The following is a 16,372-nucleotide window of genomic DNA, read 5'->3' as shown; positions in this document are numbered from 1 at the left end:
GAATGGGCGGCATCTACAGCGAATCAAAGCTCGTCGAAGCCTACGACTTTGCCGGGCGCCCCGTCTTGACCTGCTCCACAGCGGACACGGCTGCAAGGAGACGCTTCAGCGCCGCGGATTCGAGCAGAACCAATCCAGCGCGTAGAATTTCGCTCTTCTTCACGGACACGCCAGCCTCCAGGCATTTCTGTTTCAGCGCAGCAATTTTGTCGTAGTCGGACTTCGGCATCGTGAAGCTGTCACGCACGACTTTCTCTTTCTTCGCGCGCTTGTCTTTGACCGCCACAGTTGCTTTGACAGGCGCGGCCTTGTCAGCGGCAACCGTCTTTTCCTTCGGCACTTTCTTCGCGCTTGCGCTCTTCTTTTTTACCGCGACGCTCGCGGTTGGCTCGGCAACGTCGCTCTCAGTTTCGGGGGCGGCGCCGGCACCCTTCGGGAAATGAAAAGTCTTCTTCGTTGCTTTCTTGAGGCTCGGCTCACTCATCAGGATCTCCATGCAAAAATTAACGGTATAAACAGTATATACGGTTATTTGGCGGCATGAGTCGCGGACCTGGAGGATGTGCCGATTACCGGCGTTTACGCAGCGCAGCAAATCTGCAGTTCGAGTCGTCCCGGCAACTAGTAACAGCCGCGTTTGCCATGCGCCCTCAGTGTGAAATTCATCCGCAGCTCTTTAACGTGCGCGGTCACCCAGGCGCCATGATTCGATGGAATAATGACGTTTCGTGCTCGCCTGGATGACTCGTAGAATTGCAGCCGGATGCGCTGCAAGCCGACATCATTCAGGCGGGCGCGCTTCACCTGCATCGAGCTTTCGTCGGTGACCGACGCACCCCATGATCAGCGTTTCCCTCAGGGTCCTCGCGCCTTGCCGGTGCGACCGTCGGCTTCTTCACGCCCCTGCGCGTGCGTGGTTTCTGTTCTGCCTGGTTCGTCGGCATGAAGCAATGCGGGCGTAAGAAAGCAGCCCATCACGGCGGACAGGATAATAAAAATCGAGGCCGCATCGACCAGCAGCCCGAAACGAATAAAAATCAGGAAGCAGCACAAAACATTCAGCAGATGCAGGAGTAAGCCCAGAACGGTGGAACCCTTTGGGACGGCGCGTATGAAGACCGCAAGCCGCGATTGCCGGCGAGGCACATACCAGATGATCAGCAGCCCGAACGTCATGATGAAGGCGCTTTCCGCCCATTTCAGCCAGGTGGGCCGACGCAGGAAACGCCCTTCGACGATCGTCTCGATCACTTGCGCCTGAATCTCGATACCTGGCACCAGTTCCCCCAGCGCGGTCGTGCGCATGTCGGTGACGCCCGCGCCGGTCAGGCCGACCAGCACCAGCTTGTTGCGGATCCGGTCGGGGTCGACTGTGCCCTGCAGGACGTCGCGCGCCGACACGTAGCGGCTCAGCGTCGAGCGAATGGATGCGAAATGCAACCAGATGTCGCCGCCGGGTTGCGTGGGCACCTGCACATCCGCGACGCCCACCGCCTGCACGCCCGATGTGTCGGCAAACACGTCGATCGCCGAAGATCCGGTGGCGAGGCGGAGCATTTCCATCGGCAGACTGGGGACCAGCTTCTCCCGCAAACCCATGATCAACGGAATATGCCGGACCACGCCTTGTTCGAGTGCCACGCTCAGCATCGCCTGACCGTGAGCCGCCGCCTGCAATTCGGGCAAGCTGGCGAGCACATAGTCGAACCGCTGCACAGAGTCGAGTGGGTCGGCGCCATGCACGAGGATCGGCGCACTGCGCAGATCGGTGCTCGCGGCGGAGGTTGCGTGATCGAGCGGCGCGGCCCCCAGGATGGTCGGCGCGGCGCGCAACGATCGCTCGAGAATGGCCTCGTGACTGGGCAGCGCCCGCAAGCCGGCCGCCAGAGCCGCAGCCGATTTCGGCAGATTGGCGGCCACCTTGTCGGGCGAGGTCTGATCCGGTTCGGGCATGTAGATGTCGAGACCGATGGCCAGCGGTTTCAGTGCGTCGATGGCATCCACCAGGCTCGCGAGTCGATTTCGCGGCCACGGCCATTGACCGACGGTCGCCAGCGTCTCCTCGTCGATCTCCACGATGGTCACGGGCTGCGCGGTCGGAACCCGCGGGAAGTGACGTTGATACTGATCGAACAGAATTTGCCGGGCGGTTTTGAAGGAATCAGGCAGCGCCGCGTCGAGCGCGTCGACGAAAGCCGGACGCGGTATGTCGCTCGGCCATTCGCTGGTCAGATTGAGCAGGCTCAGGCCGAACAACAACGCCAGCGCCACCGGACGCCCTTGGGCGGCCTTCAGCAGATGCCTGGTCCGGGCAATCCATGGGTCGAAATAGCGTTTCATCGACGGAAGGCCACTCAGCGCCGATGACTGGCGCGGGTCATTGGACGGTGATGACCGCGCGCCGGTTCATGCGATGGGGAACGCCATCCGCCGTGGGGACCAGTGGTTCGCGCTTGCCCCGGGCGGCGATCTCAATCTGTTGGGCAGGAATGCCTTGCTTGATCAGGAATGTCGCCACCGTCTGCGCCCGCTGCATGGACAGTTTGTCATTGAAGTCCTGCGAGCCGGCGAGATCGGTATGACCGACCACCACGAGTTGGGGCGCAGGCCAGGTCGCGAGGACGGCCTTCAGTTTCTTAACCGTGGCGGCCGACTCCGGGGCCAATTCGGTGGCGGAATCGAAGAGAAAAAAGATCGTGAAGGTCATGGGGCGCGGCGGCCGGGCCGCGAGCAGTTCACCATATCGTGCCTGCACAGTGGACTGGCTATCCAGCGTTTTTTCGATGGCGCCGCCCTTCGTGACGTCGACTCCGGCATAGGCCTTGTCTATGGTCTGCTCTCCGGTCGCACTGTGGACAACGACCGCGCCGACCTTGCCGTCGGGATCCGGCAATAGAATGATTTTGTCCGGAGTGCTGCACGCGGCCAGCAAGGCCAGCATGACGAATGCCGCTGCCCATGCCAGCCCGCGACGTCGGATTGCAGCCTTCAATGTGCGCCCTCCCCTTTATCCCCGACTTCGATGATGAACTCAGTGCCGCGCACGCCAAGCGTGGTAGTCGGTGTGCTGAAACGGACGGCATCCGGATTCGCCTTCGCCAGTTTTCCGGAAATCACGGCCAGTGAGCCGCGTTTGACGGAGGCGTCGAGCACGCCGTCATGGGTCGTGGTATTGAATGCGAATTTGTTGAGGTCGAGGATGGTATCGGCGCCGGCCGAGAGCTGGGTGGTGTCACGCAGCGTGATGCCGACGGAGGACTGCGGGCCGGTCACGATACGATCCTTGCCATACACCTCGCTGCCAATGGCCGCGCCCGAACTTGCTCCGGACCGCTCGATCTGCACCGTGCCCTTGACGGTCTTGACGACGCCGGCAGCATCGTCGGCAAGTGCATCCGCGACAGCCATGCACCCGCAGGCTAGAAGCAACGCATATTGGGCGGCTTGGAGACGCATCGGTGGCACCTGATGGCGTAAACGCTGCATTCCGCGGGACAGCGCGGCTCCCTGATGTCGACCTGGTGTGTGAGCAATCATTGCCTGACCGCTCGCAGAGCTGGGGCTTGCGAAAGACTTGCAGAAATACGGCTCCTGGGAAGCCGGGGAGACTTTTCTACGGCATCGATCAGACTAGCGCCGCGCCCCTGGGTGACTCTGTGCGCTTCCGCGCATATCGCCACGAGACACTTGATTGGCAGCCTGTTTGTGTCGCCGCGCCGTTCGATTAAGGGTTAACCCATTCAGAACTGCGCATCAAAGTGCATACAGTTCTTGCATACGAGCTTGCTTCAGACGCGGGGGGATTGCCGCCCAGGACTTCCGGCAGTGTTTCCTCAGTTCCACGAACTCAAAGGAGAAGACAGATGGAAATCCGCAACCCTTCCCCCGGCCTCTACAACGAAGATCTCGCCCCTTCAAGGGTACGCAACTGGGGTGCCTTCAGCATCTTCAATGTCTGGACTTCGGACGTGCACAGCCTCTGGGGTTACTACCTCGCAGCCAGCCTGTTCCTGCTGTGCGGCACGTTTACGAACTTCGTGCTGGCGATCGGAATCGGCTCGCTGGTGATCTTCGCGCTGATGAACCTGATCGGCTACGCCGGCGAGAAGACCGGCGTGCCCTACCCGGTGCTGGCGCGCGCCTCCTTCGGCGTGTGGGGCGCCAACCTCGCGGCGCTGGTGCGCGCCGTGGTGGCCTGCTTCTGGTACGGCGCGCAGACGGCCGCGGCAGCGGGCGCGCTGGTCGCTCTGCTTATCCGCAACGACAGCATGATGACGTTCTACAAGGGCACGCACTTCCTCGGCCACTCGGGGTTGGAGGTGATCTGCTACGTGGTGATCTGGGCGCTGCAGTTGCTCATCATCCAGAAGGGCATGGAGACGGTGCGCAAGTTTCAGGACTGGGCCGGCCCGGCGGTGTGGGTCGCGATGCTGATACTCGCGATCGGCCTGTGCGTGAAGGCCGGCGGCTTCTCGTTCTCGCACGGCATTCCGATGGACGTGCTGCTCGACAAAACCAAAGACGCCGGTGTCAGCGGCGAGCCGGGATCGTTCTGGGCGCTGATGGCAGTGGGCGCGACCTGGATCACCTACTTCGCGGCGCTGTACCTGAACTTTTGTGACTTCTCGCGCTACGCAAAGAATCGCGAAGCCGTGAAGAAAGGCAATCTGTGGGGCCTGCCGGTCAACCTGATCGCGTTCTCGCTGGTCGCGGGCATCACCACCATCGCCGCCTTCAAGGTGTATGGCGAAGTCCTGCTGCACCCCGAGCAGATCTCAGCCAAGTTCGACAGCTGGGTACTGGCGCTCATCGCTGCGCTGACCTTCGCGGTCGCCACGCTCGGCATCAACGTGGTCGCCAATTTCGTCTCGGCGGCGTTCGACATCTCCAATGTGTTCCCCAAGCAGATCAGCTTCAAGAAAGGCGGCTATATTGCCGCGGCCATCGCGCTGGTGCTCTACCCGTTCGCGCCGTGGGAAGGCAACGCCGCGCACTTCGTCAACGCCATCGGCGCGACGATGGGCCCGTTGTTGGGGATCATTCTGGTGGACTACTATCTGGTGGCCAAGGGCAACATCAACGTCGCGGCGCTCTATCAGGAGCACGGCGAGTACCGTTACGAAGGCGGCTGGAACGTCAACGCGTTGATCGCGGCGGCGATCGGCAGCGTGTTTTCGACCTTTCTGCCGAACTTCACCAACCTGCTGCCGGTCTGGTGGAACACTTATGGCTGGTTCTTCGGCGTGCTGATTGGTGGCGGCACCTATCTGATCATGGCGACGCTGCGGCCACGTACGGCCATCGTGACGACCCGCGCTTAAGGCTTCTTCGTGGAGCTGGACGCGGTGACCCGCGTTCAGCTCCACGAGGCAGAGCCAAGCATTAGCATGCGCTGCATCCCGCAGGCGGACGGTTCGTCGCGATAGCCGGGTTTGTTTTTCTCACTGGTTGATCTGCCCTGCCGCAATGTCCTCTAGCGATCTTCCGCGGGTCGGCACGCCCATGAGCAACACCGCCAACGCGCCGATCAGCAGCACAAGCGTCGTCGCCCCGAACACGCCGGCAAAGCCCAGCAGCGGATAGACGTACCCGACGAGGATAGGCGCGGCAATCGCGCCCAGCCGGCCAATCGACGAAGCGAGCCCGGTGCCCGTCGCGCGCACGTCGGTGGGAAAAACCTCCGGGGTGTAGGCATAAACGCCGGCATAGGTGCCGTTCATGAAGAACGAAAGCAGGATGCCCGACACCATGATGCCGGTATCCGTACCCGTCAACGCAAGCCCGAGCGCCGAGATGCCGCCCAATATCATGTACGACGCAATCGTCGCCTGGCGGCCGATCTTCTCGTTGAGCCACGCGCCCGAAAAGTATCCGGGAATCTGCGCGATGTAAATCACGAGCGAATACGAAAAGCTCCGCGTGATCGTCATCCCGTTCTGAACCAGCAAGCCGGGAATCCACGTGAAAAACGCGTAGTAGCTGAACGTGATGGATAGCCACATCAGCCACGTCATGGCCGTGATGCGCGCGAGCTTCGCCGCCCACAGCGCCTTGACGTTGGCGATGATCGAGGCCCGCCCGGCCGCGAGCGGAACGGATCCCTCGCGCGCGGGAGACAGCGGCTCCAACTGTATGCCGGCTTTCATCACCTCCGCTTCCATTCGCGACACGATCACATCGGCTTCCGCGTGCCGGTTGCGTGCCTCGAGCCAGCGCGGCGACTCGGGCAACGCGCGGCGCCACCAGAGCAGCATCACAATGGGCAGCGCCGTGATCACCATGACCGCGCGCCATGCATTGGGGGCGAGCGGAATCACCAGATAGCCCAGCAGTGCGGCCGCCACGAAGCCAAACGAGAAAAATCCCGCGAGGCTGCCGGTGAAACTGCCGCGATATCGCCGTGCCACGAACTCGGAGAGAAACGGCGCGACGATGGCGCTTTCCGCCCCCGTCCCCAGGCCGGCGACAATGCGCGTCGCCAGAAAAAATCCCCAGTCGTTCGCGAGCGCGCTGGCAAGGGACGCGACACAGTAAATCACGAGCGCATACATCATGACCTTGCGTCGGCCGATGATGTCGCCGAGCATGCCCGCGAGCATCGCGCCGACGAAATAGCCCATGAACGTACCGCTTCCCAGCACGCCGGTCTGCACGCTCGTCAACCCCCATTGCGTGCGCAGCACCGGCAGCAGGAATGCGAGCACGGCGGCGTCCATCGCATCGAAGGTGTAGCCGAGGCCGCCCATCAACAACAGACGGCGGTGAAAACCTGAAAACGGCAATCGCTCGATGCGAGCGGCAATCATCGACATGGACAAGCTCCGATTGGGACATTGGGGCGCCGCGAACGCGGGCGGGCTCATAAGGTCAAGCGCTTTCGAGTTCGTTGACGAAGATCCGGCCATCCTTCATTACGAGCGGAATATGCTCGCCCTGGCCTAACAGGCAATCGACGGACTTCAACGGATTGCCATCGACCACCAGTACATCGGCATGCGCGCCCGGCATGATTCTGCCGAGCTTGTCCTGCATACCGAGCACTTCCGCGCCAACGACGGTCGCGCTCGCGATCACCTCGGCCGGCGACATGACGTCGGCCAGAATCCGGAACTCATCGCTTTGCAGCCGCTGTGCCTCGCCGAGCAGGTCCGTGCCGAAGCCCATCTTCACGCCGGCGCGCTTCATGATTTCAATCGAGTGCAGTCCCGCGCCATGCACGTCCGCGACCTTGGCGATGCTGGCCGGCGGCAGTCCATATTTCTCGCCTTCGCTTGCAAGGGCGTCGTAAGTGACGAGGGTCGGCACGACATACGCGCCGTGTTCCGCCACGAGACGTGCGGTCTCCTCGTCGATCAGATTGCCGTGCTCGATCGTGCGCACGCCGCAACGCACGGCGCGCGCGATCGCCGCGGGCGTATAGGCATGCGCCAGTACATACGTGCCACGCCCCTGAGCTTCGGCGACGATGGCGCGGATCTCGTCTTCGGAGTAACCGAATGCGCCGACCGGATCGGTGGGTGAAGCAACCCCGCCCGAAGCCATGATCTTGATCTGGTCGGCGCCCATTTGCAGTTCCTCGCGCACGGCCCGGCGCACTTCATCGACGCCGTCCGCCACGCGGCCGAGCGCGCCCACGCGCACGCAGCATCCGCACGGTGAATCGGGTGGCATGTAGTCGGAGCGGGCGCGCGGATCGGCATGACCGCCCGTCTGGCTCAACGCGCGGCCGGATACAAAGAGGCGCGGACCTTCAATGAGCCCCGATTCGACCGCCTGCTTGAATGGATACCCTGCCCCGCCCGCGTCGCGCACGGTGGTGAAGCCGCGGCGCAGCATCGCGCGCATGATCGGCACGGCGCGCAGCGTGACGAGCACGTTGGGGAGTGTCGCCACGCGCGGCAGATTGAACTCGATTGCAACGACATGCACATGCAGATCGATCAGCCCCGGCATGATCGTTTTGCCTTTGACGTCGATCACGTGCGCGTTGCTGCTCTTGATCGGCTTATCGGACACTTCGCGGACGAAGCCGTCCTCGATGAGAATTTCGAAGCCTTCCAGCAGATCAGGACGGGTGGGATCGAGAAGCGCGCCGTTACGTAAGAGAAAGCTGGTCAAGTGTTATCTCCTTCAGGTTTCGACCGCAGCGCCGGGCATACGGGCCTCGCTTCGAGTATGGAGGCTGGCGTATGGAAGCGCTGCCAGGATATTCATCAGGATAAATCCCGCATGTATCAAGTATGGCGCTGACCAACACATGCCGCAAAGCGGATCCAAAAAAAGCTTTTCCCACATGTTGATCTATTGCAGCTGTCCGCATTAAGATGGGCACCTCGGCGCGCGACATGCCACCCAAACGCAAGGTGACATCCCGCAGCGGCCACCACACCGAATTGATCCTGCTCGCGAAGCGAGGCCAATGGATCAGGTTCCCAGCCAGGCAGCAAGCTCAGCCAGGAGACGACGATGCTCAGTCCACACGAATTTGCGACCCTCATGTTGCTCAAGGATGCACCGGATCTACCGAGTCTGGACGGTGCCGATCTGGAAGCGCTTCTGGAGCGCCAACTCGTCACGCTGGAAGAGCTCGCTTCCGGGCAACAACGCCCTCTCATTACCGAGGACGGACAAATTTTTCTGAAGGCCGCCGCTCGTATCCTGAACGACGAATGACACGTATCGCTTGATCAGTTGCACAGTCAAGGAGTGTTGCATGGCCGAATCGGGGGCGGGAATCGTCGTGGGTCTGTGTGGTCTGAGTGTCGCCATGCTGTTGGTCGCCGGACATTATTGGCTCGAGATGATCAGGCGTCGGCAGCTCAGACGAATGAACCATCACGATTGCTGGGAAGTGATGCGCCACAGGCGCTGAAGGCGCGCTGCCGGATGCGTCGATAGTCACGGCATCAAGTGGCTTATGCGGATATTGCGCGCAGTCTTGCGGACCTGATTGATTCAAGCGGACCCGCAGCGAGCAGGTCACGAGAAAGCCGATCATGAACTGGCTAGCCAATGCGGTGCTTGTCGCGCACGCGCTGCTTGCGTTGTTCATCGTGTGCGGATTCGTCGCGATCTGGGCGGGCGCCGGCCTCCGCTGGAAGTGGATACGCCAGCGTTTCTTCCGGCTCGTTCATCTGTCAGCGATCGTTATCGTGGCCACGTTGTCGCTGCTGGGTATCGCGTGCCCGTTGACGACGCTGGAGGACTGGCTGCGTACGGGTTCGCTGGATACGCAAGGATTCACGCAAGGCTTCATCCAGCGCTGGGTGAGCCGCCTGCTCTACTACGATTTGCCGGGCTGGGTCTTCACGCTTCTGTACGTCGCTTTCGGTCTGGTGGTGTTGCTGACCTGGCGGCTGATTCCTCCTGAGAGCGCACGTCGTTCGAAAGCAATGCGCTCGTGAGTCAGAACTAACGCGCTGGACACACCAAAGACGAGCAACCGGTGCGATGGCCATCTGAATGTCCACGGCCCGTATCGCGCAGATACGTGTTCCACCGCCGGCGCACGTATATTGCCCGCTCACGCGGCGCGCCAATCGTCCAGTCGCTCGCCGATTGCTTCCAGCTTGGCCCGGTCCAGTTTGCCTAACGAATTGCGCGGCAACTGGTCAACCACGATGAGCCGCTCCGGCATCTTGTAGTTCGCAACCCTGGTGGACAGATCACGCAACACGTCCTCGACCTGCGTCGCGGTTTCGGTCAGTTCAACGAAACCGATCACGCGCTGACCGAGGACGGCGTCCCGCACGCCGACTATCGCCGCCTCGCGCACGCCGCGATGGACCGTGAGCGCATGCTCGATTTCGGTCGGCGAGATGTTCGACCCGCCGCGAATGATCAGGTTTTTCTTTCTGGCGACGTACCAGAAGTCGCCGGCCTCGTCCTGGCGCATCACGTCGCCGGTGGCCCACCAACCATCCTTGCGTGCGTCGTCGATGCGCCCGGGGCCGAGCCAATAGCCGACGAACAGGTTCGGTCCGCGCAGCATCAGTTCGCCCGCTTCGCCGCGCCTGACCGTGTTGCCTTCTGTGTCGGCGAGACGAACGCGGTCCACGTCAACCGCGCGGCACACGGGCCCGCTATCGAATCCATAGGTGAAGGTGCCCGCGCTTTCGCTCATGCCGAGGAAATTGCGCATCCTGACGCCGAACACCCGCAAAAACTCCTCCTGCAGACTCGGCGGCGTCGCGTCGCCTCCGACGAGGCAGGTGCCCAGTGACGCGACGTTGCGTGGCTGCGCGATCTGCTCGACGATCGCCGCCGAATACATGAACGGCAACCACATCATCATCGTGCAACGGTGCCGTTCTATCAGGTCAAGCGCGGCCGCGGGTTCGAATCGGTCCATCAGGACGCAGGTGCCGTCTGTGGCGAGCGTCGCGAGCGCAGTGAAGAGCCCTGCAGCATGCATCATGGGCGTGGCAATCAGCGTGACGTCGTATGGCCTCGACGCAATGGCCTGGCAAGCTTGCATCATCGCGAACGCAGTGCGCGGGGTGTGCGTGACGAACTTCGGTTCTCCCGTGGTGCCGGACGTCGACAGCAGAAGCGCCGGTTCATCGACGCGCACCGGCTCGAGCCGCATCTCGTCTGCCTCGTGCTCGATCAACTCACTCCATGCTCTGCCGCCCGCGCGTTGCGCCGAGCCGTCGACAAGAAAGCGCTTGTCCGCAACGAGAATCGAAGCATCCATGCCGGCAATCGCACCGTATAGATCCAGCTGGCCCAGATACAACGAAACCTGCAACCGTCGCAGTTGCGGCTCGAGTTCCGCGCGTGTGAGCCGGTTGTTCAGCGGCACCGCAATCATGCCTGTCAGCATGCACGCGTAATACGCGGCGACGGCTTCCGGTTTGTTCGTCATGTGCAGCGCAACGCGATCGCCAGGTCTCAGACCGTGAGCGAGCAGGCCTTGCGAAAGCCTTCTGATATACCGTGTCAGGCGATCGTAGGTCCATGTGTCATCTCCGGCGATCAGCGCAATGGCATGCGGGCGGGCTGCCGCAGAGCCGAACAGGCGTTCGTGCAGCGTAATGAGTTGCGGTTCTCGTATGGGTTGCGGGCGTGTTCCGGGACAAGACATGGCGGTTGCTCCAAGGGTCGATTGGCTGTCAATGACAGGTCTGCCCTCACAACAGACAACGCTCGCAGATTATTCCGGCACCTGTGTTGAACCAACTCCTCTTCCCGTGTCAATGACAACGACAAGTCGATCCATGGCGCCGTCATCTAGTCCAGCGGCACGGTAATAACAGCACGCCCTGCCGCGCGTTTCACCAGCTCCGCGTGATTGGATGGCTGGCCTAACCATCTGGCCAGTCCACGCGGATTCCGGTGACCCAGCACGAGCAGATCCGCGTTGAGCAAGCCTGCATAGTTAGCCATGCTATCGACCACGTTCCCCACTGCGACATAGCCGCGTGCAACCGTTCCGCTCTCTCTCAAATGATCCAGCGCTTCCTTCAAGGTCTGCTTCGCCGTGCCTTCCATCTGTGAACACGCGACGTCCGATAAGTATCCAAGACTGCTGCCCACAGCCGAGCCGATATCCACTACCGACAGTACATGAACAGTAGCGGTCAACGCATATCCCAAACGGGTCGCGCGCAGTAATGCCGATCTGGATTCAGGCGATCCATCGTAGTAGACGAGCAGGTTGTAGTGGTCAGGCATGGGATCCTCGAATCGTGCGACGAAGGGAGTGGCGGCGGTTGCGTCATCCCCATAACACCCGTGGCCGACGAGGTATTCCAGAAAAGCGCAACGCTTCTTTTCGCTCGCGGCTCTTTGCCGTCACGGAATAAAACCGAAACACCAGGCGTTCGGAGGAGGACGATTCAGCGCCAAAGAGATCGGGCAGTTCAATCCGCGGACTCACTGTTCGCTGATTGCATGCCCATTCCTTTGCGCACTCAGGGATCGTTCGTTCGCGTGCATCGCAGATACAAGACGATTGCGGCGGGCGCTACTCCGAACATAAAAGGAATCGCGAAATGAAACTGCGTCAAAAGGCAGTGCTTGCCTGGTCATTCGCCGCTTGCACGGCAACGCTCACCGCGTGTGGCGGCGGCAGCGACAATTCCACACCACCGGCCCCGGCCACCGGTCCTTTCAAAGCCACCGTGCTGGTTTCCGATGGCAGCGTAAGCGCACCGAACACGGACGCCAATCTCAAGAACGGCTGGGGTATCGCCTTCAACCCGACCGGCGTCATGTGGGTGTCCGACAACAATACGAAAAAGTCGACGCTTTATGACGGCAATGGCGTGGTGCAGTCGCTCGTCGTGACGATCCCGCCCGCGGCGAGTGGACAGGCTGCCGGGCCGACGGGCATCGTGTTCAATACCAGCACCGACTTCGGCATTAGCGCAAACGGCCTCACGAGCAACGCGGTCTTCCTCTGGGCCACCGACGCCGGCACGATCGCCGGCTGGTCACCGAAAGTACTGCCGACGCAAGCCGTCAACGCGCACGACGACGGCACCGGCGGCGCCGTTTACAAGGGCCTTGCCATCGGCACGAATGCCGGTCAGAACCTGCTCTACGCGGCGGACTTTCATAACGGCAAGGTCGATGTGTTCGACAAGTCGTTCAACAAGATCCAACTCGACGGGCAATTCAAGGATCCCAACTTGCCTGCCGGCTTGTCCCCTTTCGGCATCCGTGTAGTCGGTACGACCGTCTATGTGACGTTTGCGAAGCTCGGTCCCGATGGACACACACAGGTGAACGGCCCCGGCAACGGCGCGGTCGACGCGTTCGATACAGCGGGGCACCTCACGAAGCGCATTGCCGTGGGCGGATCGCTGAATTCGCCTTGGGGTCTTGCGGTGGCGCCGGCGAATTTCGGTGCACTTAGCAATGATCTGCTGGTCGGAAATTTCGGCGACGGCACGCTCGACGCGTTCGATCCCAATTCCGGGGCGTTCATCGGTGCAGTGACACAAGCTGACGGATCGACTTTCAAACAGCCGGGTATCTGGGGCATCTCGTTCGGCAACAACGCTGCCAATCAACCGCTCAATACCCTGTTCTTCGCCGCCGGCCCGACACCGACGACCGGCGTCTACGGCCGGCTCGACGTCGCCCAGTAACCAGCCGGCGGACGCGGCGCGAGCGGCGCCTACCCAGGACGCTCTCAGGATCCGCATGCGCCGCGGACGCCGACTCTGACCACGCAAGCCAAACCCGGTGCCACCCATGCCGACGCCGATGAACAGCCCCTCCACTACGAACGACGCGAGAGTCCGCGCGTCGGCCGCGCGATCGGGCTGAAGCAAATTCTGGTGCGGGTGGTAGTCGAGTGCGCCGGCGTTTTTCCCGCCTCATAGTCCAGCGCCTGTTGCCGTTGCCCGGTCAGTTGCACGGCAAGAACGTCCGTCTGTGCGTCTTCGCATAACACCCCATAAGCCTTTTTATTCCGCCGCGAGATAGCGAAACATGCGTTTCGCCGCGAATGGATTTCATTGCGCGGCCCTGCACCGAAACGTACCCTGCTCTATACTCGTCAGCTTTTTGGATCGGCGCGTTCGCTTTCACGCTGCATCATGTCCCGACCCCAGCCATCAGCGCTTCTGCTTCGCTACGCCTTCATCGTGATCGTCATTGCGGCTGTCGCGGGAGCGTTCGCGTGGGTCGCCGGCTGGATTCGCTGGCCGGGCAGCGAGCCCGCATTGACGCCCGCCCGGATGATCGACGCCTTCGAGAACAGCATGGGCAGGCACCCCGGCTTTCGCCGCAATCATGCCAAGGGCGTGTGCGTGCGCGGCTATTTCGACAGCAACGGAAACGGCGCCGCGCTTTCGCGCGCGAGCGTGTTCGAGCGCGGCCGCACGCCTGTGATCGGCCGCCTCTCCGCACCGGGCGGCAATCCCGCCCAGGACGACGCCGACGCATCCGTGCGCAGCTTTGCATTGCTGTTCTCGGTGCGCAACGCAGAGCAATGGCGCACCGCAATGAACTCCGTGCCGATCTTCCAGGTCGCCACGCCACAGGCGTTGTACGAACAACTGGTGGCGCTGCGCCCGGATGCGCGGACCGGCCGGCCGGATCCCGCGAAACTGAACGCGTTTCTTGCGCAGCACCCCGAAACAATGGCCTTTCACCAGTGGGTCGACACCCATCCGCCTTCCACGGCTTTCTATAACGCGAGCTACTTCAGCATCGACGCGTTCCGTTTCGTCGATGCCGATGGCAACACACGTTTCGTCCGCTGGAGTGTGGTTCCCGACACGCCCTATGCGCCGTCGACCGAACGCACGAACCCGGCGCGCGATCCCGACTTTCTGGCACACGATCTCTATCTGCGCTTGCAGGCCGGCCCCGTCTCCTGGCACCTCATGCTCACGCCGGCAGGCCCGGGGGATCCGGTCGACGACGCGACGCGCGCATGGCCGCCCGAGCGCGAATTGCATCGGGTGGACGCCGGCACGATCGTGATCGAGCGCGCCGAAAGCCAGATCGACGGCGCCTGCCGGGACATCAATTTCGATCCGTTGATCCTTCCCTATGGCATCGCGCCCTCGGACGATCCGCTACTCGCCGCGCGCTCGGCGGTCTACGCGGTTTCTTTCAACCGGCGCACGCGCGAAGAGGCGGGAATTGGCACGCACCGCCGCTAGAAAGGGCGGCATCGAGATCTCCTCGATGGAATAAAGACGGCTTTCACACGTTGTGCGGTCTCAAGTTAAACTACACCGTTCGAACTTCGTAGCAAAAAAAAACGGTGGCGAACGACAGTGCAATTTTTTGTGCGAGGTCGACGGGTTCGCAATGCTGTCGAACCCGTCTCGGGGAACATGGGAGATTTTCGTTCAATGAACGGTGTAGATTTACCTGGCATGCTTCCCGAAATGCTGCCGCGCCTGTGGGCGTTCGCGCTTCGCCTGTCGGGGGACCAGCATGACGCCGAGGATCTCGTGCAACGCGCCTGCCTGCGCGGGCTCGAACGCGCCCATCAGCTTCAGCCCGACACGGCTCCTTTGAGCTGGATGTTCTCGATTGTCCATTCGACCTGGATCAACGAGCTGCGCGCCCGCAGCGTGCGACGACGGTCCAGTTTCGATTGGGATGACGACTTCCTCGAAAATCTTCCCGACCCCGTCGACCGGGGTCCCGAAACGCAATTGATGCACGGGCAGATCATCGACGCAGTCGAACGCTTGCCGGAGGCGCAGCGCGTCGTGATGCTGCTCGTCGCCGTGGAAGGCCTGAGCTATCAGCAGGCCGCCGACGTGCTCGAGGTGCCCATCGGCACGGTCATGAGCCGCCTGTCGCGCGCCCGCCAGGCGGTCGGCGCGCTGCTTGGCGGCGAGACGCCGAAAGCCCGGCCCGCGAAGACACAAAAGGATTCAATCGCATGATGGCTGACGACGCTCAACTGCTCGCTTACGTGGATGGCGGCCTGTCGCCCGAGGATCGCAGCGCGGTCGAAGCGCGACTGCGCGAGTCCGCCGAAGCAAGGCAAAAGGTCGCACTGTTGCGCGCTTCGCGGCTCGATTTCGCGGACGCCTTCGCGCAACAGAGCCTCCCGCCAGTGCCCGATTCATTGAAGCTCAAGATCGACGAGATGGTCCGCGCGCAGCGCGCCCGGGAATCGAACGACCCGGTCCTGCCCGCCAGCGAAAAAGCACCCTCCGAACCCGTGCGCTCGCGCCTGCGCGGCATGCCGGTCTGGCTTGCGGCGGCCTGCGTCGCCGGCGCTTTCGCCTGCGGCCTGTTCGTGCGGGTCGGCCCGCTTGCGGGCGGCGGCATGCAGATGGCCGCCAACGCCGACGTATCGCCGTGGGTGGCGGCGGCGGTCGGGTATCAGAAGCTGTACACGCGCGACACCCTCGCGTACACGGAGGAAGATCCGGCGGCCGCGGCGAAGATCGTCAGGGACATCCGCAGCGACGACAAGCTCGCCCTGCGCGTGCCGGACCTGACGAGCGCCGGGCTGACGTTCAAGTCGGTGCAACGGCTGCGCTTTAACAACAAGCCGCTCGTGCAGATCGTCTATCTGCCGCAAAATGGCCCGCCGATTGCGCTGTGCGTGATGAAAGACTCGAAGCCGGACCAGCCGGTCGCGACGAAGACGGTCGATGCCATGGACGTCGCAACGTGGCGGCAAGCGGAGTTGAGCTATGCACTCATCGGGCAGTCGGGCAACGTCAATCTCGCCGCGCTCGGCAAGCGCATCTCCAATCTCGACATGGCGCCGCTTTTCAGCGATGCCTCGCCGATCGCGCGTCCCGTGTCCGGATAACGGCATGCCCGAGCGCGTCACGCGACAGTGACGCATCGGGCCGTGGCGTGGGGGGGGGGGGGGGGGGGGGGGGGGGGCGGGGGCCGGGGGGGGCGGGGGGGGGGGCGGGGGGGGGGGGGGGGG

Annotated in this window: 15 protein-coding genes; 7 read left to right on the top strand and 8 right to left on the bottom strand. The window is 62.5% G+C overall.

Annotated elements, in window-relative coordinates; translation table 11 throughout:
* Positions 1-40 precede the first annotated feature (40 nt).
* The 4 genes from P0D73_RS25525 to P0D73_RS25510 all read right to left on the bottom strand — a co-directional run bounded on the left by P0D73_RS25525 (position 41) and on the right by P0D73_RS25510 (position 3,456).
* On the bottom strand, positions 41-484 hold the full coding sequence (locus tag P0D73_RS25525) for a hypothetical protein (RefSeq protein ID WP_132374494.1): 444 nt from the start codon (positions 482-484) through the stop codon (positions 41-43).
* A 371-nt stretch (positions 485-855) separates the two neighbouring features.
* A complete protein-coding gene (locus P0D73_RS25520; protein ID WP_408433256.1) occupies positions 856-2,340 on the bottom strand; it encodes a CHASE2 domain-containing protein in 1,485 nt (494 codons plus the stop codon).
* Between the two features lie 37 nt (positions 2,341-2,377).
* A complete protein-coding gene (locus P0D73_RS25515) occupies positions 2,378-2,941 on the bottom strand; it encodes an OmpA family protein (RefSeq protein ID WP_408433254.1) in 564 nt (187 codons plus the stop codon).
* A 47-nt stretch (positions 2,942-2,988) separates the two neighbouring features.
* On the bottom strand, positions 2,989-3,456 hold the full coding sequence (locus P0D73_RS25510; protein ID WP_132374490.1) for a FecR family protein: 468 nt from the start codon (positions 3,454-3,456) through the stop codon (positions 2,989-2,991).
* Between the two features lie 407 nt (positions 3,457-3,863).
* On the opposite strand from P0D73_RS25510, the gene P0D73_RS25505 reads away from it, so the two are divergent.
* Positions 3,864-5,321: an NCS1 family nucleobase:cation symporter-1 gene (locus P0D73_RS25505; protein ID WP_408176746.1), complete on the top strand. Its 1,458-nt coding sequence runs from the start codon at positions 3,864-3,866 to the stop codon at positions 5,319-5,321.
* 120 nt (positions 5,322-5,441) lie between these two features.
* On the opposite strand, the gene P0D73_RS25500 is transcribed toward P0D73_RS25505, so the two are convergent.
* Both P0D73_RS25500 and P0D73_RS25495 read right to left on the bottom strand, forming a co-directional pair.
* Positions 5,442-6,812, bottom strand: coding sequence for an MFS transporter (locus P0D73_RS25500; RefSeq protein WP_408311369.1), 1,371 nt, complete (start codon positions 6,810-6,812; stop codon positions 5,442-5,444).
* 55 nt (positions 6,813-6,867) lie between these two features.
* A complete protein-coding gene (locus tag P0D73_RS25495; RefSeq protein ID WP_408311366.1) occupies positions 6,868-8,118 on the bottom strand; it encodes a metal-dependent hydrolase family protein in 1,251 nt (416 codons plus the stop codon).
* 348 nt (positions 8,119-8,466) lie between these two features.
* Between P0D73_RS25495 and P0D73_RS25490 the strand changes: the two genes are divergently transcribed.
* Both P0D73_RS25490 and P0D73_RS25485 read left to right on the top strand, forming a co-directional pair.
* Positions 8,467-8,673: a hypothetical protein gene (locus tag P0D73_RS25490; RefSeq protein WP_408282350.1), complete on the top strand. Its 207-nt coding sequence runs from the start codon at positions 8,467-8,469 to the stop codon at positions 8,671-8,673.
* 323 nt (positions 8,674-8,996) lie between these two features.
* Entirely contained in the window at positions 8,997-9,404 is a 408-nt protein-coding gene (locus P0D73_RS25485; protein WP_408311363.1) for a DUF2784 domain-containing protein, read from the top strand.
* 119 nt (positions 9,405-9,523) lie between these two features.
* Here P0D73_RS25485 and P0D73_RS25480 read toward each other — a convergent pair whose 3' ends face one another.
* The gene (locus P0D73_RS25480; RefSeq protein ID WP_408433252.1) at positions 9,524-11,086 is read right to left on the bottom strand and encodes a class I adenylate-forming enzyme family protein; all 1,563 of its coding nucleotides are present in this window, start codon (positions 11,084-11,086) and stop codon (positions 9,524-9,526) included.
* A gap of 146 nt (positions 11,087-11,232) precedes the next feature.
* Positions 11,233-11,676 carry a universal stress protein gene (locus tag P0D73_RS25475; RefSeq protein ID WP_408176738.1) on the bottom strand — a complete coding sequence of 148 codons (444 nt, stop codon included), beginning with the start codon at positions 11,674-11,676 and terminating at the stop codon, positions 11,233-11,235.
* A 320-nt stretch (positions 11,677-11,996) separates the two neighbouring features.
* Here P0D73_RS25475 and P0D73_RS25470 point away from each other — a divergent pair, with 320 nt between their 5' ends.
* The 4 genes from P0D73_RS25470 (at position 11,997) to P0D73_RS25455 (ending at position 16,249) form a co-directional block, all read left to right on the top strand.
* Positions 11,997-13,097: a TIGR03118 family protein gene (locus tag P0D73_RS25470; protein WP_408433249.1), complete on the top strand. Its 1,101-nt coding sequence runs from the start codon at positions 11,997-11,999 to the stop codon at positions 13,095-13,097.
* Between the two features lie 453 nt (positions 13,098-13,550).
* Positions 13,551-14,624 carry a catalase family peroxidase gene (locus tag P0D73_RS25465; RefSeq protein WP_408433247.1) on the top strand — a complete coding sequence of 358 codons (1,074 nt, stop codon included), beginning with the start codon at positions 13,551-13,553 and terminating at the stop codon, positions 14,622-14,624.
* 195 nt (positions 14,625-14,819) lie between these two features.
* Positions 14,820-15,365 (top strand): RNA polymerase sigma factor, encoded by a 546-nt coding sequence (locus P0D73_RS25460; protein WP_132374479.1) that lies wholly within the window; start codon positions 14,820-14,822, stop codon positions 15,363-15,365.
* On the top strand, positions 15,362-16,249 hold the full coding sequence (locus P0D73_RS25455; protein WP_408176734.1) for an anti-sigma factor family protein: 888 nt from the start codon (positions 15,362-15,364) through the stop codon (positions 16,247-16,249). The genes P0D73_RS25460 and P0D73_RS25455 overlap by 4 nt, the downstream gene beginning before the upstream one ends.
* Positions 16,250-16,372: the final 123 nt, after the last annotated feature.

The sequence above is a fragment of the Paraburkholderia sp. RL18-101-BIB-B genome (assembly GCF_046026985.1).
In the GTDB taxonomy this organism is placed as follows: Bacteria; Pseudomonadota; Gammaproteobacteria; order Burkholderiales; family Burkholderiaceae; genus Paraburkholderia.
This window is presented reverse-complemented; position numbering and strand designations above follow the sequence as displayed.

What these genes read in the sequence shown, in the direction of transcription:
- P0D73_RS25525 (WP_132374494.1), bottom strand. Translation starts at nt 484, where the DNA reads ATGAGTGAGCCGAGCCTCAAGAAAGCAACGAAGAAGACTTTTCATTTC.
- P0D73_RS25520 (WP_408433256.1), bottom strand. Translation starts at nt 2,340, where the DNA reads ATGAAACGCTATTTCGACCCATGGATTGCCCGGACCAGGCATCTGCTG.
- P0D73_RS25515 (WP_408433254.1), bottom strand. Translation starts at nt 2,941, where the DNA reads ATGCTGGCCTTGCTGGCCGCGTGCAGCACTCCGGACAAAATCATTCTA.
- P0D73_RS25510 (WP_132374490.1), bottom strand. Translation starts at nt 3,456, where the DNA reads ATGCGTCTCCAAGCCGCCCAATATGCGTTGCTTCTAGCCTGCGGGTGC.
- P0D73_RS25505 (WP_408176746.1), top strand. Translation starts at nt 3,864, where the DNA reads ATGGAAATCCGCAACCCTTCCCCCGGCCTCTACAACGAAGATCTCGCC.
- P0D73_RS25500 (WP_408311369.1), bottom strand. Translation starts at nt 6,812, where the DNA reads ATGTCGATGATTGCCGCTCGCATCGAGCGATTGCCGTTTTCAGGTTTT.
- P0D73_RS25490 (WP_408282350.1), top strand. Translation starts at nt 8,467, where the DNA reads ATGCTCAGTCCACACGAATTTGCGACCCTCATGTTGCTCAAGGATGCA.
- P0D73_RS25485 (WP_408311363.1), top strand. Translation starts at nt 8,997, where the DNA reads ATGAACTGGCTAGCCAATGCGGTGCTTGTCGCGCACGCGCTGCTTGCG.
- P0D73_RS25480 (WP_408433252.1), bottom strand. Translation starts at nt 11,086, where the DNA reads ATGTCTTGTCCCGGAACACGCCCGCAACCCATACGAGAACCGCAACTC.
- P0D73_RS25475 (WP_408176738.1), bottom strand. Translation starts at nt 11,676, where the DNA reads ATGCCTGACCACTACAACCTGCTCGTCTACTACGATGGATCGCCTGAA.
- P0D73_RS25470 (WP_408433249.1), top strand. Translation starts at nt 11,997, where the DNA reads ATGAAACTGCGTCAAAAGGCAGTGCTTGCCTGGTCATTCGCCGCTTGC.
- P0D73_RS25465 (WP_408433247.1), top strand. Translation starts at nt 13,551, where the DNA reads ATGTCCCGACCCCAGCCATCAGCGCTTCTGCTTCGCTACGCCTTCATC.
- P0D73_RS25460 (WP_132374479.1), top strand. Translation starts at nt 14,820, where the DNA reads ATGAACGGTGTAGATTTACCTGGCATGCTTCCCGAAATGCTGCCGCGC.
- P0D73_RS25455 (WP_408176734.1), top strand. Translation starts at nt 15,362, where the DNA reads ATGATGGCTGACGACGCTCAACTGCTCGCTTACGTGGATGGCGGCCTG.